The 23,310-nt window shown below is 46.8% G+C and carries 20 protein-coding genes; 3 read left to right on the top strand and 17 right to left on the bottom strand.

The window, feature by feature from the left end; translation table 11 throughout:
- The first annotated feature begins 125 nt into the window (after positions 1-125).
- Entirely contained in the window at positions 126-3,305 is a 3,180-nt protein-coding gene (locus HNQ47_RS02355; protein WP_183327173.1) for a CAP domain-containing protein, read from the top strand.
- Between the two features lie 158 nt (positions 3,306-3,463).
- Here HNQ47_RS02355 and HNQ47_RS02350 read toward each other — a convergent pair whose 3' ends face one another.
- From HNQ47_RS02350 to HNQ47_RS02330, 5 genes are all read right to left on the bottom strand, one after another.
- Positions 3,464-4,003 (bottom strand): 5-formyltetrahydrofolate cyclo-ligase, encoded by a 540-nt coding sequence (locus HNQ47_RS02350; RefSeq protein ID WP_183327171.1) that lies wholly within the window; start codon positions 4,001-4,003, stop codon positions 3,464-3,466.
- Positions 4,000-4,992 carry a Holliday junction branch migration DNA helicase RuvB gene (gene ruvB, locus HNQ47_RS02345; protein WP_183327752.1) on the bottom strand — a complete coding sequence of 331 codons (993 nt, stop codon included), beginning with the start codon at positions 4,990-4,992 and terminating at the stop codon, positions 4,000-4,002. Before ruvB ends, HNQ47_RS02350 begins: the two co-directional genes overlap by 4 nt.
- 30 nt (positions 4,993-5,022) lie before the next feature.
- Entirely contained in the window at positions 5,023-5,592 is a 570-nt protein-coding gene (gene ruvA / locus HNQ47_RS02340; RefSeq protein ID WP_183327169.1) for a Holliday junction branch migration protein RuvA, read from the bottom strand.
- Positions 5,593-5,669: 77 nt separating this feature from the next.
- The gene (locus HNQ47_RS02335; protein ID WP_183327167.1) at positions 5,670-7,664 is read right to left on the bottom strand and encodes a vWA domain-containing protein; all 1,995 of its coding nucleotides are present in this window, start codon (positions 7,662-7,664) and stop codon (positions 5,670-5,672) included.
- 160 nt (positions 7,665-7,824) lie between these two features.
- Entirely contained in the window at positions 7,825-9,156 is a 1,332-nt protein-coding gene (locus tag HNQ47_RS02330; RefSeq protein ID WP_183327165.1) for an ATP-binding protein, read from the bottom strand.
- Positions 9,157-9,382: 226 nt separating this feature from the next.
- Here HNQ47_RS02330 and pepF point away from each other — a divergent pair, with 226 nt between their 5' ends.
- Positions 9,383-11,164 carry an oligoendopeptidase F gene (gene pepF / locus HNQ47_RS02325; RefSeq protein ID WP_183327163.1) on the top strand — a complete coding sequence of 594 codons (1,782 nt, stop codon included), beginning with the start codon at positions 9,383-9,385 and terminating at the stop codon, positions 11,162-11,164.
- A 31-nt stretch (positions 11,165-11,195) separates the two neighbouring features.
- Here the strand turns inward: pepF and HNQ47_RS02320 are convergent, their stop codons facing one another.
- The 5 genes from HNQ47_RS02320 to HNQ47_RS02300 form a co-directional block, all read right to left on the bottom strand.
- The gene (locus HNQ47_RS02320; protein WP_183327161.1) at positions 11,196-11,744 is read right to left on the bottom strand and encodes a DUF6287 domain-containing protein; all 549 of its coding nucleotides are present in this window, start codon (positions 11,742-11,744) and stop codon (positions 11,196-11,198) included.
- Positions 11,745-11,876: 132 nt separating this feature from the next.
- Positions 11,877-12,905 (bottom strand): ketol-acid reductoisomerase, encoded by a 1,029-nt coding sequence (gene ilvC, locus HNQ47_RS02315; RefSeq protein ID WP_183327159.1) that lies wholly within the window; start codon positions 12,903-12,905, stop codon positions 11,877-11,879.
- Positions 12,906-12,993: 88 nt separating this feature from the next.
- Positions 12,994-13,680 (bottom strand): FadR/GntR family transcriptional regulator, encoded by a 687-nt coding sequence (locus HNQ47_RS02310; RefSeq protein WP_183327157.1) that lies wholly within the window; start codon positions 13,678-13,680, stop codon positions 12,994-12,996.
- A gap of 55 nt (positions 13,681-13,735) precedes the next feature.
- Entirely contained in the window at positions 13,736-14,320 is a 585-nt protein-coding gene (locus HNQ47_RS02305) for an HD domain-containing protein (protein ID WP_183327155.1), read from the bottom strand.
- The gene (locus HNQ47_RS02300; protein WP_183327153.1) at positions 14,321-15,073 is read right to left on the bottom strand and encodes an exodeoxyribonuclease III; all 753 of its coding nucleotides are present in this window, start codon (positions 15,071-15,073) and stop codon (positions 14,321-14,323) included.
- A gap of 71 nt (positions 15,074-15,144) precedes the next feature.
- On the opposite strand from HNQ47_RS02300, the gene HNQ47_RS02295 reads away from it, so the two are divergent.
- Entirely contained in the window at positions 15,145-15,492 is a 348-nt protein-coding gene (locus HNQ47_RS02295; RefSeq protein ID WP_183327151.1) for a hypothetical protein, read from the top strand.
- A gap of 58 nt (positions 15,493-15,550) precedes the next feature.
- Here the strand turns inward: HNQ47_RS02295 and HNQ47_RS02290 are convergent, their stop codons facing one another.
- The 7 genes from HNQ47_RS02290 to HNQ47_RS02260 form a co-directional block, all read right to left on the bottom strand.
- Positions 15,551-16,873 (bottom strand): class II D-tagatose-bisphosphate aldolase, non-catalytic subunit, encoded by a 1,323-nt coding sequence (locus HNQ47_RS02290; RefSeq protein WP_183327149.1) that lies wholly within the window; start codon positions 16,871-16,873, stop codon positions 15,551-15,553.
- 9 nt (positions 16,874-16,882) lie between these two features.
- The gene (locus tag HNQ47_RS02285) at positions 16,883-17,932 is read right to left on the bottom strand and encodes a galactitol-1-phosphate 5-dehydrogenase (RefSeq protein WP_183327146.1); all 1,050 of its coding nucleotides are present in this window, start codon (positions 17,930-17,932) and stop codon (positions 16,883-16,885) included.
- Between the two features lie 23 nt (positions 17,933-17,955).
- Positions 17,956-19,323, bottom strand: a complete 1,368-nt coding sequence (locus HNQ47_RS02280; RefSeq protein WP_183327144.1) for a PTS galactitol transporter subunit IIC — start codon at positions 19,321-19,323, stop codon at positions 17,956-17,958.
- Positions 19,324-19,349: 26 nt separating this feature from the next.
- Positions 19,350-19,634, bottom strand: coding sequence for a PTS galactitol transporter subunit IIB (gatB, locus tag HNQ47_RS02275; RefSeq protein WP_183327142.1), 285 nt, complete (start codon positions 19,632-19,634; stop codon positions 19,350-19,352).
- A complete protein-coding gene (locus HNQ47_RS02270) occupies positions 19,631-20,095 on the bottom strand; it encodes a PTS sugar transporter subunit IIA (RefSeq protein ID WP_183327140.1) in 465 nt (154 codons plus the stop codon). Before HNQ47_RS02270 ends, gatB begins: the two co-directional genes overlap by 4 nt.
- Before the next feature lie 275 nt (positions 20,096-20,370).
- Positions 20,371-22,437 carry a BglG family transcription antiterminator gene (locus tag HNQ47_RS02265; protein WP_183327138.1) on the bottom strand — a complete coding sequence of 689 codons (2,067 nt, stop codon included), beginning with the start codon at positions 22,435-22,437 and terminating at the stop codon, positions 20,371-20,373.
- A gap of 102 nt (positions 22,438-22,539) precedes the next feature.
- Positions 22,540-23,292 (bottom strand): helix-turn-helix domain-containing protein, encoded by a 753-nt coding sequence (locus tag HNQ47_RS02260; RefSeq protein WP_183327136.1) that lies wholly within the window; start codon positions 23,290-23,292, stop codon positions 22,540-22,542.
- Between the last annotated feature and the right edge of the window lie 18 nt (positions 23,293-23,310).

Raw genomic sequence — 23,310 nt, 5'->3', positions numbered from 1 at the left:
CGCAGCTTAATAGCACATTTAAAACAAACCGCAGGAACGACGAGGGATATAAATGAGGAAGAAGGGAGCAGGCGGTTTGTCTATCGCCTTTGGCAATAGTTTCAATGTCGTTCTGAATAGTAAATATGAAAATCACTGTACAAAAAGATGTCGCAACTTTAGCTGCTGCCGCTCTTACGGTCACAAGTACGGCGCCAGCTATGGCGGCCATGGCCGCTCCGGTCATGGCGGAGGAAGCCTCTGCCCCGAAAGCCAATCAAACAACAGTAACGGAACAGAGCACTTCTTCAAAATTAGAAAACGACCTGGAAACAGCTTCGGTCAATGAAGCGGCTGCTCAGTCCAACATGAATACCGCAGCCGCCGATTTAACAACTGCTGAAAACACGGAAGCTACCGCAAATCAAGCGTACACAGACGCTGCTAATGATAGAACAACTCTTGAAAATTCTATCAATACTGATCTAGAAGATTTGAAAGCACAAAAAGATGCAAAAGTAAATGAACTTCAAACACAGATCAACCAGGCGACAACAGAAAAAGACCAGCTGGACAGCGATCTAAAAACGAAGAAGGCAGATCTGGAAACCAAGAAGCAGGCCGTCAAGGATGCTGAAAAGGCTCTAGATGATGCAAAAGCGAAAAAAGAAGAAGCAACACCGGAAAAGATTGCCGAAGCACAGGATGCAGTCACAAAGGCAAAAGCAGATCTTGATAAAGCGCAGACCGCTTACGATGAAGCGAACGCAAAAGTAGAGAAACTATCTGCCGACTACAACACAAAGACTTCTTCTCTGACACAGGCTCAGAATGATCTGGCATCGAAGCAGTCTCAGTTGTCAACGCTGAACAGTGAATTAAGCACAGCTCAAGCTGATCTGCAGACCAAGCAATCGACTTTATCGACGATGACGGATGAAGACGCAATCGCAAAAGCAAATTCTGATTTAACTGCAGCACAAAATAAAGTTACCAGCCTGCAAAATCAGATCTCTACATTAAATACCGATATTGCCAGCCAACAGGCAACTGTCGATCAGCTGCAGGCACAGGCAGACGCTTATGATACCAGTGCACTGGATCAGGCGAAAACCGATTTGCAGAACGCACAAACGCAGTATGATAACGCATCCGCTGCTTACAATCAGGCACAGACAGATCTGACCAACGCTCAGGCTGAATACGACAGCTATACTGCACAGCTGAACGAAGCTCAGACAAATCTGGATAACGCTAAATCAGAAGAACAGGCTGCTGAAACCGCTTTGAATGACGCTCAAGCCAAGAAAGAGGATCTGGAAAACCAGATCAGTTCATTGAAAGCGGAACTGGATTCTCTGCAGACAGTGGGAACCGTTGATGAAGAAGCTGTTAAACAGGGTTCGTTAGGATTCTTCAAATCTGTCAATGACCAGAAAGCCATCGAGATCATTCAGAAAGGTATCGATGACGGATACATCGTATTGGGCGATGAAAAAGACACATCGACTTTGGAACATATGAAGGATTCGATTGCACTGATCAAACGCTGCAATGCTTTGCGTGAAGCTAATGGTTTAAATGCATTAAATATTTCAAATGCAATGATGGCAATTTCTGAAGTACAGGCTTCTGCAAGCAAGGATATTATTGATCATTCTGCACTGTATGGTGTCGCTGAAAACCTTGCATGGGGTTATGAAAATACCGATGTTATGGGCGACGGCGGACCGTTTGACGGCTGGTATACCATTGAAAAAGAAAACGCTGAAACACAAAACGGCGAAGAAACAGGTCATTACCGTAATATTATGGACGGTTACGAAACAACAACAGGATTTGCTGTTGGTGAAAACTCTTCAGAGTACGACACGGTTTTTAGCCAGACGTTTGATTACGATAGTGAATACACAGCTGGTGACATGAGTGTTGCTGATTATGAATCGCAATTCATGGATTACTATAACAAGGTTATGGGATTGACCAGTCCGGATCAGGATAAGATCGATGCGATCAATGAGAAACTGGCTGAACTGAACGAACAGCTGACAACAGCTGACAGCGATGTAACAGATGCTCAGGATGTTTACAACAGCAAGCATTCAGCTGTAGAAGAAATGACCAAAAAAGTCAATGAACTGCAGAAAACAGTCGATGAAAGTAACACCAATGTCAAAGAAAAACAGGAAGCTCTAAATTTAGCTGAAACTAAAAAGAATAATGCGCAAGAAGCCTTGAACGCTGCCCAGACCGCTTATGATCAAGCAGTCAAAGAAAACAAAGACTATACGGATCTGCTGAATCAGCTGGAAACAGAAAAAGCATCTTTGGATGAAATGAATCAAAAGATGTCCGCTTTGAATGAGCAGCTGACCGCAGCTCAGGCGGACGAAAAAGCAAAGCAGGAAGTTGTGGATGCCTACAACAACTTTGATGCCGAAGCAGCTCAGAAAGAAATTGATGCTCTGAAGAAAACAATTTCTGACAAGCAAAATGCAATCAGCACGCTGAACAATGAAATCAATCAGAAACAGTCGGATATCGATACACTGACTTCCGATGTTACAGCCACAAAAACTGCTTTGGATGAAGCAAGTACTAATGCTGAAGCTTTGAAGAACGATTTAAATTCGAAGAAAGCCGCTTTGACAAAAGCTCAGACACAATTAGCTGCTTATGAGAACGCGGATGAAAATGTTGAATCGGCTCAGGAAGCACTGACAAACGCTCAATCTGCTGTTGATGCCGTGAATACAGAAATTTCCAGTTTGCAGGAAAAACTGCAGACTGCTGAGAATAATTTGGCAAGCCTGAAAGCCGCAAAGAGCACAGCCGATTCTGAACTGGCCGCTGTTGTCAATGCCATCACCACATGGACATCAATCAAGTCTGGATCGAATGATTCGATCGTCGCTTCGATCGATGAATTGAATCCGATTTCTGTTAATGTTGAAAAATATAAAGCTCTGCGTGCAAAAGAAAATGACCTGAAGGCCGCTTATGAAGCTGCAAAGGAAAACACCAATAAGAAGCGCAAGACCTTGATTGCCGCAAAAGCCGCATACGAAAATGCCGTAGCTGCACGGATCAAAGCCGAAAAGGCAATTGAAGATTACATTGCCGGCCTGACGAAGAATACCGACAAAGCAATCGTTATCAAAGTGAAAGACACGAAAGCTGCACAAGCAGAAAACAGTAAAGAAAGCGCTAAGAGCGTTCAAACCGGCACCGAAACCGACTACATCGTTTATGTGGCAGGTACGATGCTGACAGGAGCCCTGGCAGCCGCTTTCTTAAACAAACATCGTAAAGAAGCAAATAAATAATTCTTCTATAAGAAGAGGGCAGCCGCCCTCTTTTTTCATGCTTTAAAAGTTTATGGATCTATCATTCTCTTCTATAAATCGTATGTTTCATCACCATTCAAATCATTTTTTATTTCGATAAAAAAAAGACTCATGAGCTATACGCTCATAGGTCATTTTTATTGAAAATAATACCAATTCTTCTCTGTAACGACCGCATCCATGTATACGTCGTGCGCATCCATTTCGATCTCATCACAGATCCGCTTTTCGTAACACAGGCAGAGCTTTTTCATGTGTTTTCCCTGCAGAAAGCGGTCATAATACCCGGCTCCGTGTCCCAGACGCTGACCATGTGTACCTGCCGCCACGCACGGAATCAAACCAAGATCGAAATCGACGTCGCTCGGTTCATCATGAATCGGTTCGAGGATATGCATGGTGCCTTCCTGCAGATCGTTCCAAGAACGAATCTGCACCGCGATCATTTCATTTTTGGAGATGCATTTGGGCACAAAGACTTTTTTATTCTGCCAAGCCGTTTCGATGATCGTTCTCGTTGAAGGTTCCAGATCCATATTGACATAGACAAAAATCGAACGAGCTTCCTGAAACCAATCCGAAGCCAGAATTTGTGCCGTCATCCGACGGTCGGCTTCCAGGCAATACGTTTCATTCAATATTGGCAGCTGCCGGCGCAGTGTACGTTTCTCTATCAAAACAGATTCTTCTGATACGGAACCTTCAAATGATCATATGCTTTGGCCGTAACGATCCGGCCGCGCGGGGTGCGGTTGATAAAGCCGATCTGCAGCAGATAGGGCTCGTAGACATCCTCGATCGTGCCTGGTTCCTCGCCGATGCTTGAAGCAATGGCTTCCAGGCCGACCGGTCCGCCCTTGAATCGTTCAATGATACCGCGCAGATATTTGTGATCGACATGATCCAGTCCAAGTGAATCCACTTGCAGGCGGTCCAAAGCGTCCTTGGCAACATCCTGAGAAATCAGCCCTTCGTTGTACACGTCCGCAAAATCACGCACACGCCGGAACAAGCGATTCGCAATACGCGGCGTGCCGCGGGAACGGCGGGCGATCTCTGCGATCGCATCCGGTTCGATATCCGTATCCATGACGCGCGCAGTACGGGCAACGATTTGTTCCAGTTCAGGCAGCTGATAATATTCCAGCTGCGAAACGATGCCGAAACGATCGCGCAGCGGCGCGCTTAGATCTCCTGCCCGGGTCGTCGCTCCCACCAAGGTAAATGGCGGCAGGTCCAGGCGGATACTATGGGTCGTAGCACGGTCTTTGCCGACAACGATATCCAAACAATAATCTTCCATCGCCGGATAGAGCACTTCCTCTACTTGTTTCGGCAGACGGTGGATCTCATCGATAAAGAGCACATCGCCCGGCTCCAAGGTCGAAAGGATCGAAGCCAGATCGCCGCTCTTCTCAATAGAAGGGCCGCTCGTCGTTTTCAGATTACCGCCCATTTCATGCGCCAAAATATACGCCAATGTCGTTTTTCCTAAGCCCGGCGGGCCATACAGCAGGACATGGTCCAAAGCTTCACTGCGCTGCTTGGCTGCGTTGATAAAAACGCGCAGATTCTCCTTCAGCGTTTCCTGACCGATGTATTCATCCAATGTATATGGGCGCAGGGTCATTTCCAAACGATCATTTTCCTGCGCATTTGCGTCCATTGTTCTGTCGTCCAATGTATTCCCTCATTTCTATTTTGCCAGCTGGCGCAAAGCCATCTGTACCATTTCCGGCGTGCTTAGATCCGTACGCGGTGCCAGTTCCTTACGGATAGCGCCAAGCTGGGAAGATTTATAGCCCAAAGAAAGCAATGCCTCCTCAGTTTCATCCCAGACCGGATTATCGATTTTCTTCTCCTGTGCATCAACGGAAACAAATTTACCTTTCAGATCCAATACGATCTGGCCGGCTGTTTTCGCGCCGATACCAGGCAATGATTTTAACCGCTTGATATCATCGTTCTCGATCGCTTCGATCAGCTGTCGGCCTGGACAGACAGCCAGAATATTCTGTGCCGAACGCGGGCCGATGCCTTTGACATCGATCAAGCGCATAAAGACTTCGTAGTCCTCTTCTTTTGTAAATCCATATAAAAGAATCGCATCTTCCCGAACGTGCTCATAAGTATACACAAATAGTTCATCGCCTTGTTTCCGGGTCTGCGCATCGCTCATGTAAATTTCATAACCGACCCCATTGACATCCAACACAATGGATTTCTCCCGGATCAGACGAACGATTCCTTCTAAAAACGCAATCATGATCTCACTCCTATATACGTACGAACCAATTATAGCACATAAAAACGCATCGGCTTTCTGCCGATGCGCAAAGGTTTTTATCTTTCTTTTTTCATACATACGATACCGCCGAAGGCTGCCAGTGCGATGATCATCCAAAAAGCCGTAAATCCATTTACGGAAGTCTGTACACCGCTTTTCTGCTGAGAAACGGCTGCTGCCGTCTGCACAGCTTTTTCAGCCGGCTGTGATTCTGATTCATCGTTCAATGGTGTTGTTTCTTCTTCCTGCGGTACTTCTTTTTCGTAGTGTACGTATGGTACTTCAAAATATTCACGGAATGATTCGTTCCATTCTGTCGTATATTTCAATGAAGCTAATTTATTGGTCGGATAGTCTCCGGTCTCGTCTGCCGTCAGCAGCAGCCGATAGGACAGGCGCAGCGGATCCGACACTTTTACTGGGACATTGATCTGCAGCACGAACATTTCTTCTGAACGGTCATAGGTCAGTACGTATTGATACATCTGTTCGCCGTCTTTTTCGATCAGACTGCCGAATGCCCAGACATCGCTGCCAAGTGATATTGGTGTCAGCGTCTGACTGCCGATCTTCAGCGTGAACGGGCAGGTACCAGCTGTTTCGACCAAATCAAAGTCGTCTCCGATATAGTCGGTCAGTTCTGCTTCTTCGAATAAATATTCGATATTGTAGTTGATGTCGTCGAAACTTTCACCTATGGTCGTTCCCCAGTTGTCGATATCCGAATCGGTCGAAGTACGGCCGTAAATATGTGCGTTAAAATCGTTCTGGATCTGTTCAAGGAAATCCATCGGCTTATTCCTAAGATATTGATTCCAGTTGTAATTCTCGCCGTCCGTTCCGTCATGACTTGTCGAGAACGCCATAATTTTATATCCGCGTTCATAGCTTTCTTTCAATGCTTCATAGGTCATGAGCAGCGAAATGTCGTTGCCGTTCACATAGTTGTCCCCGGCGGTCTGTGTAATGGCCCATTCAGTATCCATCAAATACTGAAAATAACTTTCGGTAATACCCGCCAGCTCTGCCGGCATACCGCCTGGATAAATATTGTTCCAAAAATTGCTCCACGACGCTCCTTCATTTCCCCAACGCATAAAACAGTTGGTGTTGAAATCATCACGGCTCTGGATCGCTCCGGACTGCCAATCACTAAGCAGATCGGCCCAGCTGCTGTAACTTGAACCAAACTCCAAACTGGCCAAAGTATAGTGGCCATTGTTCTTGCTGACAGGTGCCATCTCATAAGTTTGGCCGTTGATCGTGATCGGTCCGGAATAAATATATGATTCAAAATCGGACAGCAAAATCAGATTTTTATTTTGGTCCGGTGTCTGGGTATCGGCCGCCAGCATACGGTTGGCCAGACGGACGGCTGTCTCGGTATTGCTTCCGCCTATGTAATACTCTGAGTCGCTATTAAATTTATACATGATCGCTTCCAGTAAACTGTCGTATGTGTCTGCATTTACATTGACCAGACCAGTAACGACATCACCCAGGCCCTGTGACAGAGAATACGCATCGTGTGCCCAGCCGTCAAATACCACAACGCCTAAATTGATCGAATAATTGCCCGTTTCGACTTTCGCCATAAAACTATCAAGCAAAGCTTTGGATTGGGCTTCGATGTTATCGACATCAGAATATGCGCTTTTATCCATGACCAGTACGACATCGGCACGATACGTTTCGCCAGAAGGTATTTCCAAGGTCACTTCGGTTTCTTTGTTTTCATCAAGATCCGTTGCTGTCTTGGATTTATCGGTATTATTTTCATCGATGACCAGTGTACCGTCTTCTTCCACGGTCCCTGCTTCTTCCTGGACCGGATCGGTTTCTTCTGTTTGCGAGGAAGTCTCTGTAGTACTCGTTTCTTCCTGAACAGTATCCGTTTCTGTTGATTGCACAGATGTTTCCACAGTGCTCGTCACTTCCTGAACGCTATCTGTTTCTTCTGCCTGTATGGATGTCTGCGCAAGCCACAAACAAAAAAATACGCCCAAGAAAACAGCTAATATAGTAAACGGTTTCTTATAGTATTGTTGCATTTCTTCACCTCCCCTCTTTCTTTGCATTTATCATAATATATTATTACATTTTTTGACACCTATATGACTTATATTTTATTTTTATAACAAATATATTTTATTTTTTATATTTATATGTTTTTAATAAACATATAAAAGCTCCTTTTCGGAGCTTTCGTTTCTACAACGCTTGTTCCATGAGGAAATCCATCGCATTGACGATCTGTATGCCGCTCTTGGTCATCTGCGGTTTGCATTTCCAGGCAATGATGACCTTTCGGTCATCCCGGTCCAGACGGCGCAGCACGGCGGTCTTCTTCTGGATATTACGCTCATTGATCTCATCTTCGACCATGACATACAATGTCTCGTTGTTCTTCTTAGCAATAAAATGAATATTCTGCATGCCGTTCTTGCCGACGCAGACATCATACTGCCGACGAATGAATTCAAAATAGATCTTATTGATCAAAACAGTCTGACGATTGACATCGTTTGACATGCCGAACAGATAATTCCGGAAGCAGACATCGATCAGGAAGTATTTATCCAACGTCTGCAGGAATGTTTCATTTTTCATATCATAGCGCGGGACCTGATAGAAGAAGAACGCATCACACAAAGCCAGGATATAAGCTTCGATCGTCCGCGGTGCCGGTGCGCTTTTGCGCTTGCCCGCGTTCAGGAATCCTTCGCGGATCAGCTGTTTGCCGACCGATGTATAGGAAACCACCTGACCAATATCCTCCGTCAATACCGCAATGATCTCACGAAGCAAGATCGGATCCGTGATCAGGCGCTGTCCGCTGGATTTCTGCACTTCCAAAATATCGTGATAAACGATCGAGCAGTATGCACCGTCGACAGCGATCCGCGCACGGTCCATTTCCAATCCCACATAGAACAAGATCGGCAGCCCGCCGTATTTGATGTAAAGATCGTATACTTCTTCCAGTGTATAGATCCGGTCGTTGATCGATGAACGATACATCGGGTGTTGCTGCTTGTCCAATAATGACTGTGTTACTTCGACTTTCATAAAACCGTTGAATTCTATAAATTCCGGCAAAGAAAGCGGAAGCATGACAATCTGTGCATAGTTATCTTCCTTGATCGCGTCCAGTTCTTCGGATAAGATACTGCGGTTCGATCCGCAGATGTACATATCCACATCCTGTGTCTTCATCCATTCATTCACAACGTCCTGCCAACCGTTCATGATCTGAATTTCATCAAGAAACATGTAATAATGACCCTCTTTCGGCGCCAATTCCGAAAGTTTCTCCTTTAATTTTTCCGGAGTTTTAAGGATCCGCTGAAGCGGCTGAAAATTGATATAAACAATTTGATCAACCGATTTTCCGCGGGCGCGCAGATGTTTTTCCATCAAAAACAATAAACTTGATTTTCCGACGCCACGCAGACCGGTAATTATCTTTAATTTACCGTTATCTTGTTGATCGATCAGCCGATTCAAATACAAATCGCGCTTTTTCAACTCTAAGCTCTGCATAAGCCCTCCCTATTTTATGACATACCAGTCATAAATTATAAATATTTTATCACATGAAAGCCATAAACGTTATACAAATTAAAGAAAATTTGTCACTTTTTATGCTATTTTTTTCATTTCAAGGACCTATAGCGTCTAAGTTTCACCCTGACTTAACTTTTAATCCTGCTTCCTGTTTTCTATTTTCTGCGATATCAAGTACAATAAGCTCAAAGGAAGTGAAAAGATGATTCATAGAAATGAACAAAACATAGCAGATACTTGGAAGCTGGAAGACATTTTTCCGGATCATGAAGCCTGGGAAACAGCCCTGCACCAAGAAATTGAATTATCCGCCCGCATGAAGACCTATTCCGGCCGGCTGTCGGACGGGAACGCCTTACGGGAATATTTAGAAATGGCAGAACAACTGAGCGATCTCATCAACGACACCTACGACTATGCCAATTTATATGCCGATCAAGATGCGGCAAATCCCGAAGGACAAAAGATGGTCGGCAAAGCAATGGCGGCTGCCGTACAGGTTTCCACGGAACAATCATTTTTCGATGTACAGATCATGGAAATTGCGGAAAAAGATTTTTCAGATCTGCTGAAAAAACGTTCCTTGCGGCCATATCACCGTTATCTGACAGAGATCCGTCGTCTGAAACCGCACACGTTAAGTGAAAAAGAAGAAGCCTTGCTTTCTGCCGGTCAGGAAGCCATGAACGCCTCAGCACAGACCTTCAATATTTTAAACAATACCAATATGTATTTCCCGGATGCCGCAGACAAGGAAGGCGAGGCCCATGCGGTCAACAGCGCATCGTATATCCAGTTATTGGAGCAGCAGGATGAAACACTGCGCAAGAATGCGTTTAACAGCTTATACGGAACGTATCGGAAGCTGGGCAATACCTATGCCTCCCTGCTGGACGGACAGATGAAACAGCTGAAATACAATGCCCAGGTCCGTCACTACAACACCGCGTTGGCTGCTTCGCTGGATCAGGTCAATGTTCCGGTTTCCGTCTATATGAACTTGATCGAAGCCGTCCATGAAGACATCGGCATCCTTCATAAGTACATGAAAGTACGCAAAAAGGAATTAGGGAAAGAACAGCTGCATATGTGGGATCTCTATGTGCCGATGGTCGATGAAGTGGATATCCAAGTTCCGTTTGAGAAAGCCAAGGAAGACTGCCTCGCTTCGGTACAGGTCTATGGCAGCGACTATGCATCCATTTATGGATCCGGACTGAACAGCCGCTGGATCGATATCTATCCCAATGAAGGCAAGCAATCCGGTGCGTATTCATCGGGCATGCGGGTACATCCATACGTGCTCTTGAACCACACGGGAACACTGGACAGTGAATTCACACTGGCCCATGAGATGGGCCATGCCATGCATTCGTATTTATCCAACAAGAACCAAAGACCGCTGGATCGGGAGTATCCGATCTTTGTGGCAGAGGTCGCCTCCACCTGCAACGAAGCATTACTGATGTCCTACCTGCGTCAACATACCGATGATCCGAAACTGCAGGCATACTATATTAATTATTTCCTGGAACAATACCGGACGACCTTATACCGGCAGACGATGTTTGCGGAATTCGAACTGCACTGTGCGAAATTGTGCGCGAACCATGAAACGCTGACCGTCGAACGGCTGAATCAAATTTATCACGATCTGAATGTATTCTATTACGGCGAAGATATGATCGTTGATCCGGGCATCGACTATGAATGGGCACGGATCCCGCACTTCTACTACGATTTCTATGTCTATCAATATGCGACCGGTTTCAGTGCGGCCATGGCATTGTCCGATAAGATCCTGCACGGTACACAGGAAGATGTCGACCACTATCTGCAGTTTTTATCTGCCGGCTGTACGCAAAGTCCGATCGATCTGCTGAAACTAGCCGGTGTGGATATGTCAGACCCGGGACCGATCCATGCGGCATTAAAACAATTTGATCAGCTCATCGATGCCTTTGTCGAAGTACGGAAGCAATAAAAAATGCGGCAATATTTGCCGCATTTTCTTTTTATTCGCTGACCCGATAATAAGGGGCCATGCCCGGCGAGAAATCCTGCCCGACAAACATGACGTCTTCCGTATACGTCGTACCAGCCGGATCCGGCGTTCCGGCCGGGATCATCATCAGTCCCGCCCCGCCGATGCCGTTCTTGACCGTCAGATTGAAGGTTCCGTCCGGCCCGGTATATGTCATATCATAAGTATCTGAGACCAAGCCAGTATTATTGAATGTCAGTGTATCCCCGTCTGCGTTCTGCCAGGTACCGGCAACGCTGGAAAAATCTCCGGCAATACAAGCATTCAGATCCATGGCAGCAGACGTTTCGGTCGTTTGACTGTCCGATGTTGGAGCCGCTGTCTCTGTCGACTGTGTTTCCGATGATGTATCTTCGGATTTTGTTTCCGAGGTCGAATCTGTCTTCTTTTCAGACTTTGTTTCCGAAGATGATCCGCTATCCTTGGCAGTATCCGTTTCCGTGCTCGTATTCGATGCTGTACCGCAGCCAGCCAGTCCCAAACACAGACTGAAAATCAACACCCATTGTTTCCATTTCATGTTTTTCCCTCGTTCCTTCTTTTTCGATCAGGATCTCTCTTCTCTTTTATTATAGGATGAGCACAGAAGAAATACGAGTCATCGCGACAGAAAAAAAGCGATGCAGATGCATCGCTTATGTATGTGGTCCAATTAGTTGTTGATCAGCTTGTCGCCTTCATTGTTCCAGCTGTACAAACTGCGGATCTGTTCTCCGACTTTTTCACTCGGATGTTCAGCAGCCTTCTTGCGCATTGCCTTGAAATGAACCTGACGTCCGGCCGGGCTCATATCCAGCAGGAAGTCCTTCGCAAATGTACCATCCTGGATATCGCTCAGGATCTGACGCATTGCTTTCTTCGTATCTTCGGTAATGATCTTCGGTCCAGTAATGTAATCGCCGTATTCAGCGGTATTGGAAATCGAATAACGCATGCCGGCAAATCCGGATTGATAAATCAGATCAACGATCAGCTTCATTTCGTGAATGCATTCGAAATAAGCGTTACGCGGATCATATCCTGCTTCGCACAAAGTTTCGAAACCAGCCTGCATCAATGCGCAGACACCGCCGCACAATACAGCTTGCTCACCGAACAAATCGGTTTCTGTTTCTGTCTTATATGTCGTTTCCAGCAATCCGGCACGAGCTCCGCCGATGGCAGCTCCATAAGCCAGGGCAATATCCCATGCATGTCCAGTTGCATCCTGCTCAACGGCGATCAGGCATGGTGTACCTTTGCCTTCCAAGTACTCAGAACGAACGGTATGTCCTGGTGCTTTCGGGGCGATCATCGTGACATCGACATCCTTCGGCGGTACGATGCATCCGTAATGGATATTGAAGCCGTGCGCAAACATCAACATGTTGCCCGGTTCCAAGTTCGGTTCGATATCTTTCTTATACATATCTGCCTGTTTTTCATCGTTGATCAGGATCATGATGATATCCGCCATCTTTGCGGCTTCTGCCGACGTATAGACTTTTAATCCTTGATCTTCGGCTTTCTTCCAGGATTTCGATCCTTTATACAATCCGACAACTACATTTACACCGGATTCTTTCAAGTTCAGGGCATGTGCATGTCCCTGGGATCCATAACCAATTACGGCAACGGTTTTTCCATCCAGATAAGAAAGGTTACAATCTTTTTCATAGAAAATTCTTGCTTGTTCAGCCATTTTTCAGTTCCTCCTTATTTAGTTGTCATACAACTAACTGACCTGTTGTATGACAATTGTAAAATCAAATCCTCTGATTGTCAATACTTTATTCATGGAAATTCAGATTTTCGTTCCATACCGCGTGATGCAGATGAATGGTCACGGCACTTTTGAGCGCTTCTGCATCCCGCTGTTTTAAAAATTCCATGATCATGATATGGTCCTTATACGCATCTTCGGCAATGATTTCCAAATTGATCTTTAATGCGAATGTTTTTTCGATGGTTTCCGTAATGATCGGCATGAACTGACTTAAAAATTCATTGTGGCTTGCCTTGATGATAGCAGAATGGAACGCGCTCTCCGATGCGATCCGGTGATTTCCTGCCGGCTCATCAATGATCCAGCGCTGTACTTCATTGCCCAATCGCAGGATCTCCTGAATTTCTTCATCGGTTGCCCGCCGGCAGGCCAGTGCGGCCGCTTCCGGTTCAAAGATCATCCGTGTCTCATATAAATCGCGCAGGGTCACTTTCATATCGGCAGTCGGGATCGAGGTCTTCGCTTTCGTATCCAGCTGATCGGCCACATAGGTGCCGCTGCCCCGGCGGGCTTCCAGGCGCTGTTCAGAAACCAGCTCACGGATCGCTTCCCGCAAGGTCGTCCGGCTGATACCCAGCTGGTCGGACAATTCATTTTCATTCGGCAGTTTATCGCCCGGCTTGTAGCGTCCTTCATCGATCCAGGACCGCAGTGTTTGTGCGGTACGCTGTGATAAATTTTCTTTTTTCATGCCTTTACTATACTACAAATAGTTGTCTGTTAAAAGTTTGTTTGATGTCTGACATCTATTTTTTGATCTCTTTGCCTACATGCGGCTCGATAAAATGATGATAAGAATATTCCCAAAGCGTCTTCGATCCGGCCGCCGTATTATGATTGCGTTCCAGGATCTGATCCAGATGCGCACCTGCTTCCTGCCACAGCTTGCCGCCTGTCGCATCATTCAGCATCACGGGCTGGAAGTTATCCAGTGTGTGGGCAAAGCGGGCTTCCGGTGTCTGCTCATTTTCAAATTCGTCCCACAGACCGCGGAAATATTGTTCCTGATCGTCCGGCAGCATCGCATACAGACGGTCAGCCGCTTGGGTCTCCCGTTCCTTCTGCGTCTTTTTGCCCTCTTCATCATACGCAAACGTATCCCCGGCATAAATTTCCACCAGATCATGCACCAAAAGCAGTTCGATCACCCGCAGCAGATCAACGTCTTCATTGGCATACTCATGCAGGACCATAGCCATGACGGCCATATGCCAGGCATGTTCCGCATCGTTTTCCCGGCGGTATTCTGTCGTATAGGTATGGCGGTCAATGTTCTTTTCCTGATCGATTTCCAGGCAGAAGCGCATCTGCTGCGCAAGACGGTCCGTCATCTATGCCACCTCGATGTCCAGCTCGACCGGACAATGATCGCTGCCGTAAATATCGGTCAGGATCTTCGAATCCTGTACTTTTTCCATCAGTTCCGGGCTGACCAGCCAATAGTCGATCCGCCATCCGGCATTGCGTTCTCTGGCCTTAAAACGATACGACCACCAGGAATATTCCACCTTCTCCGGATACAACGTCCGATAGGTATCCGAGAGCTGGCTGAGCAGGTTTTCTTTAAAGCTGTTTCGTTCCTCATCGGTAAAGCCGGCATTGTGATGGTTGCTTTGGGGATTTTTGATATCGATTTCTTCATTGGCCACATTGAAATCACCGCAGATCATGACGGGTTTGTTTAAAGACCGGATATAGTCCGCAAACGCTTTATCCCAATCCATCCGGTAATCCAGACGCTTCAGGCCGTCGCCGGCATTCGGGGTGTACACCGTCACTAAATAACAGTTTTCGTATTCAATCGTGATCACGCGTCCTTCGGTATCATGCTCCGGTCGATCGATGCCGTAATGCACGGAGAGCGGTTCTTTTTTACAGAAGATCATCGTACCGCTGTAGCCTTTGCGCTGCGCACTGTTGATGTACCGATATGGATACAGTTCACAATCAACTTCGATCTGATCCGGCTGGGCCTTGGTTTCCTGCACGCAGAACACATCAGCGTCCAGCGCATATAGGATTTCTACAAAATCCTTCTTTAAAACGGCACGAATGCCGTTCACATTCCATGATATACATTTCATTTTTTTTCACCTCGTTTTCATTCTACCATGAATCGTGCTTATGAGTTATCATGGTACTAGGAGGATCAACGATGAACATACTTCGTAGGATTGCTTCGCTGTTTATCATGCTGCGGGGCTGTTTACTGTTTTTGGCTGTCTATTTGATGGTCACACGGCTAGGATCGAACTGGGGCCAGGAACTATTGGCCGCCGTCCAGGGATTCTTCTTTATGGTTCTCGGCGTTTGGGGCGTTCAACTGAAAGATCCTGATCGTACATTCAAGTGGGCAGCTGCAACATTAGCGGTCGGCCTGATCTGCATGATGATCGGTCTGATCAACTATGGTACAGAAGGCCTGGCAGAATATCTGGTGTTTAATATCGCGCTGCCGCTGGTCGTCATGTACTGTATAAAAAACCAGAAGGAACCGGCGTAGTTCCTTCTGGTTGATTTTATTTTCGGAGTCCTATATATTTCTTATGGGAAGGACTTAGTTATTTTACCAATTGCTCCTGGCGAGTTGCAAAGAGGTATTCGTCGATCGTGTATTTGATTTTGTCCTTAATCAGTGCTTCAGGATCGTTAGCTAATGTTCCTTCTCTTACTTTCGTATATTGCAGCGGCATGAACTGAGACAACGTCGATAAGTTGATGCCGTATTTTCTTAAGTTCTCCAACATTTTATTCTTTGCGGCATCGACTGCTTCATTCGGCATGTAGTAGCGGCTGCGGTCAGAGAATGAGAATTTCCGTTTGAAGGCGATCTCATCATCCGTTCCATGATAGTATTTTTTCCAATACTTCGGATCCGCCAACATCGCTTTGTCCAGCACGTCGATGAAATGCGATTTCTCCGCTTCATGCGCGCCATTCAGCTGCTGGTCTTCCATATAAGCCAGTGCGAACAAGGCTTCCCGCATCGCGAAGGTCATGCCCGGACCGACTTTCAGGATGCCGACACCGTCTTCCACCAACTCACGCAGCTTGTATTTGGTCTGGTAATCCGTTGAGTGTCCTTCGAAGACCAAGTTCGGGAAATCCTTGATCGATGCCATCAATTCTGCTGCCCGTTTGCGATCGTATTCTTCACAGCCGGCATCCTTCTCTTCTACGCCTGGCTGAACGACGATGGCCATGACATCCTTCCATGTCTCGGTCAGTCCTTGATCGGCAAACGCTTTTTCAAATGCTTTGTATGTCGCTTTGAAATCCTCGACCCGCGTGACCTGCATGCCGGCTTTCGGATCCTGCGCACCGCCTGGGATCGGTACCTCGCTGCCGACAATGTAGACCGGCCTTACCGCATCCGGACGGGTCTTTTTCAATTCCTGATAAGCTTCTTCACAGACCTTTGCGAGCTCGGCGCCGCGGCGGGAAATGGTTTCATCGCTCAATCGGGTATCCGGATCATCATCGGCCACTTTCATGCTTGTGTCGATATGGATCTTCGTATAGCCTGCTGCTACATAATCATGTACCAGCCGGCGGGCATAGGCCATTGCTTCTTTTTCCGGCAGATCTGTAACGGTCAGCGGTCCAAGATGATCACCGCCTAAGAAGACGCGGCTGCGGTCCAGACCGATCGCATCGGCTTTGTCATAGACCATTTGGTAGAAATCCGCAGGTTTCATTCCCGTATAACCGCCGTTTTGATCCACCTGATTGGCAGTTGATTCGATCAGGACGACACTGTCGGTTTCCTTCGCTCGTTCCAATGCTGCTTCAATGACATAGGCATTGCCGGTGCAGACCGAACAGATGCCGACCGGGTTGCCTGCTTTCTGCAGCTTAACGATATTTTTTAATGCGTTTTCCATTGTTCCTCCTTACTCTTCTGAATTGATCAGGATCTTGCCTTTGACTGCGCCTGGTGTCTTGTACATTTCAAACGCATCGGCGATCTTGCTTAACGGCATTTTCTTAAAGATCAGCTCATCGCTGTATTTCAGCTGTCCGGTCTGGAAGAAATGTGCCACATTGGTCCATTCATGGCCTGGGAACGGCGCACTGTAGGACATCCAGGAACCCGTCATGGTAAATTCTTTGCGGTTCATCATTTCCCATTCTTTGACAGTAAAAGTGATTTCTTTCTTCGGTGTTCCGATAAAGGTCACGTAGGCTTTATTGGCTGCCAGAGCATAGGCCATCTTCATGGTGATCGTGTTGCCGGCTGTTTCATAGACATAGTCATATCCATGTCCGTCCGTCAGAGCCATTGCCTGATCCATGAAATCCTCATCCAAAGTATTCACACCTGCGTCAGCACCGAAGCGTTTTGCCAGTTCCAGACGTTCATTCTGGATATCGAAGACAACAACTTTGGCAGCACCGTAGATCTTTGCCCACTGCATCGTGAACAATCCGATCGTTCCGCCGCCCAGGATGGCGACCGTCTTGCCGCCTTTGAACGGTACGCGCTCCAAACCGTGCAGTGCCACGGTAGCCGGTTCAAACAAAGCACCTTGTTCAAAGGATACCGAGTCATCGAACGGTACAGCATTCGCTGCCGGTACGCAGACGTATTCAGCGAAGCTGCCGAACTGACGGGAGCCGATAAAGCTGTAATGCTTGCACAATGAATAGTTGCCGCTCAGGCAGTCTTCACATTCCATGCATGGCACCAGCGGAACGCCGGCCACACGCTGTCCGACCTGCAGGTTCTTGACGCCTTCGCCTACTTCATCTACGACACCGGAGAATTCATGTCCTAAAATATTCGGATAGAAATGGGAAGCATCGCCGTTGACACGCGGGATATCCGATCCGCAGATGCCGGTATATTTAACTTTGATCCGTACCTCGCCTTTCTTCGGGTTTGGTTTTTCGATCTCTTCATAACGAAGATCTTCTTTTCCGTGTAATACTCCTGCTTTCATTTGGGTTGGTTCCTTCTTTCTTTTTATTCTTCTTCTGCTTCAGCAGCTGCCAATTCAGCCGCACGTTTTTTCGATGTCTTCACTGCGAAGATCATACAGATGACGTAGATGATGCCGATGATCAGCAAGCCGGAGACATTCTGCATCGTGCACAACTGTACATAGATGTAAGTGATCGGTGATCCGCCCTGGTCCAGTGCAGCAATAGCCGAAGCCGAGCTCGTACCTGTCTGGTGTGCCAATGCGGTCAGCCAAGGGATGGTCTGGTTTGCGATCCAGATCGTGACATACATGATGACCGAGCCGGAGATCAACGTACGGAACAGGTTTCCTTTGTGTACGGCAACTGCGATGGCGATGAAGAATCCGATCGTCGCCAAGTCACCGAACGGCAGGATCCGGTTGCCCGGTACCAAAACCGCGATCAGCAGCGTCAATGGGATGAAGATCAAACCAGCCGTTACAACTTCCGGGTCGCCCAGCAGGATCGCCGGATCCAGACCGATGTAGAATTCCTGACCGCTGAATCGCGTATTCATGATTTCTTTTGCGCGGTCCGATAACGGCAGCAGGCCATCCATGATACATTTAACGATTTTCGGCATCAAGACCATGACAGCCGACATATTGACGCCCAGCGGCAATGCGCCCTGTGCATCGTATCCAGCCATGAAACCAATGGCAGCACCTAAGATGAAACCAATGACAACTGGTTCAGCCAGCACGCCGACACGTTCCTGCAGCGAATCGATTGAGAAGTTGACATTGCGCAGGCCTGGGATCTTTTCAATGATCCAGTCAACGACGCAGGCAAACGGTGCCATGTAAGCGGAAGTACCATGCGGGATGGTCAGACCGTCCAGCTCGAAGTAGTCCTGCATCAACGGTGCCCAGATATCACCAAGCTTGTATGCGATGACTGCGTGAACGATGACACCCAGGATACCTAAACCAAAATTTCCGGTCACGGCGTAGCAGATCGCGCCGGTGAATGTCATATGCCAAACGTTCCAGATATCGACGTTGACCGTGCGGGTCATTTTCAGCACCAGCATCAGGATGTTGACGCCGACGGCGATCGGGATCGCTACTGTAGCGATCTCAGAAGCCCAGGTCATCGGAGAAGCGCCCGGCCATCCGATATCGACAACGGACAGCGACAGGCCGAAGTTTTCCGACATCGCCTGCGCTGCAGGTCCTAACTGTTCATTCATCATGTCGACGATCAAGCCCAGGCCGACAAAGCCGACACCGATCATCAAACCAGAACGGATCGCTTTGCCCGGCTTGACGCCGACGATGATGCTCAGGATGGCGATCACGATCGGGATCATGACCGACGCACCCATGTCTACGATGTAATTAATCACAAATGCACAAGCATCTAACATAACTTCATTTCTCTCCTTAATTTTTCTTAATCATCTTTCAGAACTTTTAAAATCTTTTCTTTGGTCTTTTCGACACCGACACCGGATACAAATGGCATGCCTGTGATCAGCGGAACGCCATAGTCGCGTTTTACGCGGGAAGTCGGCACGATCAAGTCAGCCGGCAGGTTGGAAGCAATTTCCGAAATACGGCATTGTGCGATCTCAACATCGATTCCGTTTTCCTTGCATAACTGAACGACGGCATTGGCTGCTACAGTACTGGTTGCGACGGCTCCGCCGCAGGCTACGATTACTTTTTTCTTACTCATAATGTGTTCTCCTTTTCTTTGATCAGTTCAATGACTGTTTTTTCATCTTTTGCATTTTTAATATTCTTTACAAGCTCCGGGTCCTGGATGATGGCAATGACGCGCTGCAGCATATCAATGTGTCCGTGTGCTTCCGCGATCGTCAGCATAATGACGACTTCGACGTTTACTTTGTCATCGTCCGTTCCCATTTCCGTGAATTCGACCGGGTGATCCAGCACCGCGATACTGAAGGTGGTTTTATTTACATAATCAGCTGCGGTATGCGGGATCGCGACACCGATCGGTGTGGCCAATCCGGTACAGAATTCCTTTTCTCGTTCGATCAATCCTTCTACATAGTTCTCTTTGGCAAAGCCTTGTTCAATGAGGGGTCTCCCCATTTTTTCGAAGATTTCGTCTGTGTTGTCTGCCTTCAGTCCTAAGTAGATTCGTTGCTCGTCTAACTTCTCCCAGATCATCAGCATTCCTCCTTTCGCTTGTCTGTTTTCTGTTTACACCCATATGTTATCGTGTAAACGTTTTCAAAAACAGTCAAAGGTATTACTTTTTACGGGAAAAGAATCATACCGGTATGTTTCTTTTCCCAAATTTGGAAACCAATTTACAAATTAAAAAATCTCCTTTATATAAAGGAGATTTTGAATCACTATTTTTCTTTTTCCGTAAACAAGAAATATTTTCTCTTGCTTTTCTTGATTTTTTCTCAATTTCCGGAAACAACTTTGACTTTTTCCTATCCTAAGCTGAGTTCATATTGCTCAATAATTTTTTCAACGGCTTCCGGTGTATCCGCTTCATCCAGCTTATGTTTGAAGGCCGGATTTTTTAACATGTTCACCAGATTGAAAAAAGCTTTCAGGTGCGTCTTATGATCGACCGCACTGAGGCAGCAGACATAGCGGATCGGATCGTCTTCATCTGCCCCAAATTCAACCGGCGTCTTCAGCCGGATCAGGTTCATGCCGACTTTGATGCTGCCCATGTCCAAGCCTTCATGCGGAATGGCAAAGCCTTTGGAAATCACGACATACGGACCATTTTCTTCAATATTGCGGATCATCGCATCGATATACCGCTCTTCAATATAGCCCCATTTTAACAGCGGCAGAGCAGATTGATAGACTGCATCTTTCCAGTCTTTGCATTCGACATCCAGCTGAATGTGGGACGGCGGCAGCAAATGGTGCAGATACGGGGAGAAGATATCTTCTTCCGGATCGATGGTTTGATTAAAGTATTCACGGACAACTTTGCGGATGCCGCGGGTCAGCTCGGCTTCTTGTTCCGGTGCCAGTTCATGGATGACCGGATTCAGTTTTTCCATGAGACCTTTGGCGGTCAGCTTCGTGGTCTCGATGCGGGACGGCAGATGGCGGCTGTTGCGCAGCATATCGACTTTATTGCCCACACGGATATAGTCCTCATCCCCGAGCAGCGGTGAAACGACGATGGTCTCGATCGGGCAGTCTTTCAGCTCCACGGTAGAAATGACCAGATCCGCCTGGTCTGGTTTCAAACGTCCGACCTCATGACTGGACATGATGTCTACGACCTGGAAATTAAAGTGCTGTTTCAATCGTTCCAGCAGCAAGCGTGATGTACCGACGCCGGCATGGCAGACGACGATGACATGAAAAGCAACTTCTTTGTTTTTCTTCCGTTCGATCGCCGCGCAGACATGAACGACCAGGTAGCCGATTTCGATCTGACGTAATTCCCGATTCAGATGATTGGTAATGGTATACAAACTGTTGTTTACCGCTGAAACCACTTCGGGGTTGTCTTCCAGCACTTGCTGGATCACGGCCGTTTCCGGGAACGCAGAAGCATCGGATTTAAACACGGATTCTAAGTGGTTGGATAAGTTTTCATAGAATTCATAGTCGTTGCTTAGATCCATTTCCAGTTCCTGTGAGATGGCGTCAATAAAACGACGGGTCATCATTTGGATCTTAATGGCATCATTGTTGCCGTAGGCTTGTTTCACATAGCGCAGGCCGCCTAATATATGGCTTAAAAACAGGACTTCGTCCTGTGTGGTGTTGATCGCACAATATTGTGTGATGTATTTCAGAATATCCTGGGCCATCAAGTATTTATCATTGTCTCCATGCTTCTGCACTTCGATGTATTCGCCCTGCATATTGCGGTTGATCATGATGCCTAAATAAAGAAGCAGGCTTTCAAACGAATAATCGCTCTGGTAGTTGTTATGGTTGGCTTCCTGCTCCAATAAGATCTTACGGATCACGACTTGATTGCCGGCTTGGATCGGTAAGTATTTTGACAGCACATCATTTTCTTTATTGCCGTTGCTTAATTTCATTAAGAATAAGCGCTTAGCGCTTTCTTTTCCCTCTACGCGAAGGCCGCGGTTGGGCTGCGAGATCACTTCCAGATGTCCGTTATGGATAAATTTTTTGATGCCGTCCAGATCATTGATGATCGTCACCCGGCTGACCATCAAGTAATCGGCGATCTGTGAAAGTGTAATATAACCCGGGGTCGTGATCAATAAGGCCGATGCCAGGCGTTTGCGCTCCTGTTTGGACATATGATAGGTCATCAGATTCATCTCACCGAGAATGTCGGTCACGGCCATAAAATTTTCGGATTTATTAATGATCCCGCCGCGTTTGATCTCCAGCGGTTCCAGCCCTTTTTCCAAAAGCCAGTCGTTGATCGTATGTAAATCGTTGCGAATGGTTCGCGAAGAAACATGAAAATGTTCGGCCAGTTCAGCAACGTTCATGTCTTTCTCTGCTAATAATTTAATAATCTCGATCATCCGTTCATTCATTTCCGAAACATCCTTTTCTAACTGCGTATGCCTTCGAAAATACCTTATCATGTCAGCGGGTTCGGGAACAGTCAAAATCATTTCCCATCGTTCGGAAAAATTTTAATGTGTGCCTTTGACCATTTTAAATAATTCCAGCCGGCTGTTGATATGCATCTTACGATAGATGTTCAGAAAATGTTTTTTTAACGTGTTATTACTGATGGACAGACGATCGCAGATTTCCGGATTGCTCATGCGCTTCATCGTCAGACAAAGAATACGATGTTCCTGTTTTGTTAAGTGGTACTGTGCTGTGATTTCCTCGATCGTATGTTGTTCGCGGTTTTCCCGGTCAAAGCGTTCCTGTTCGTGCAGACGTAAAGCCATGTGTTCTTTCATCATGTCGGCCAGAAAGACGTCTTCATAGGCGAAATCGGCCTTGCCGATATTGCGGTAGAACGTTACCAATCCGAGGAATTTGCCTTCAAAGGCAAGGATCATTTTCATGGCATGATGCCAGTTGTTTTTGGTTAGAATGTTCTGATAATAGGATGTCTGTTCCAGTTGTTCGTCACTCATCAAGTCACTATCCCGGCAGACCAGGCATTTGCCGGCATGCACGAGACCGAAGGTATCGCCGTTTTGTCGGTCGAGGGTCTCTCTGCGGGCTGATGTGTGATGGAGCGAGAGTCCTTCGATAATCTGATCGGGGTGCTGCGGATCGGCAAGATAAAAGTCAGCATCGTCAAAGTCGATGACCATTTTCATTTTCTTCAGAAAGTTCAGCCGCATTTCATTGAAATCTTCGATCGAGTAGATTTCATAGATCAAAGTGTTTAAAATGATCCAGTCGGCTGCCTGAATTTGTTTCATCGTACGGCCCCCTTAAAA

This window comes from Catenisphaera adipataccumulans (assembly GCF_014202755.1).
Classification (GTDB): Bacteria; Bacillota_I; Bacilli_A; order Erysipelotrichales; family Erysipelotrichaceae; genus Catenisphaera; species Catenisphaera adipataccumulans.
Note: the sequence above shows the minus strand (reverse complement) of the source record. Positions and strands in the feature narration are given on the sequence as shown.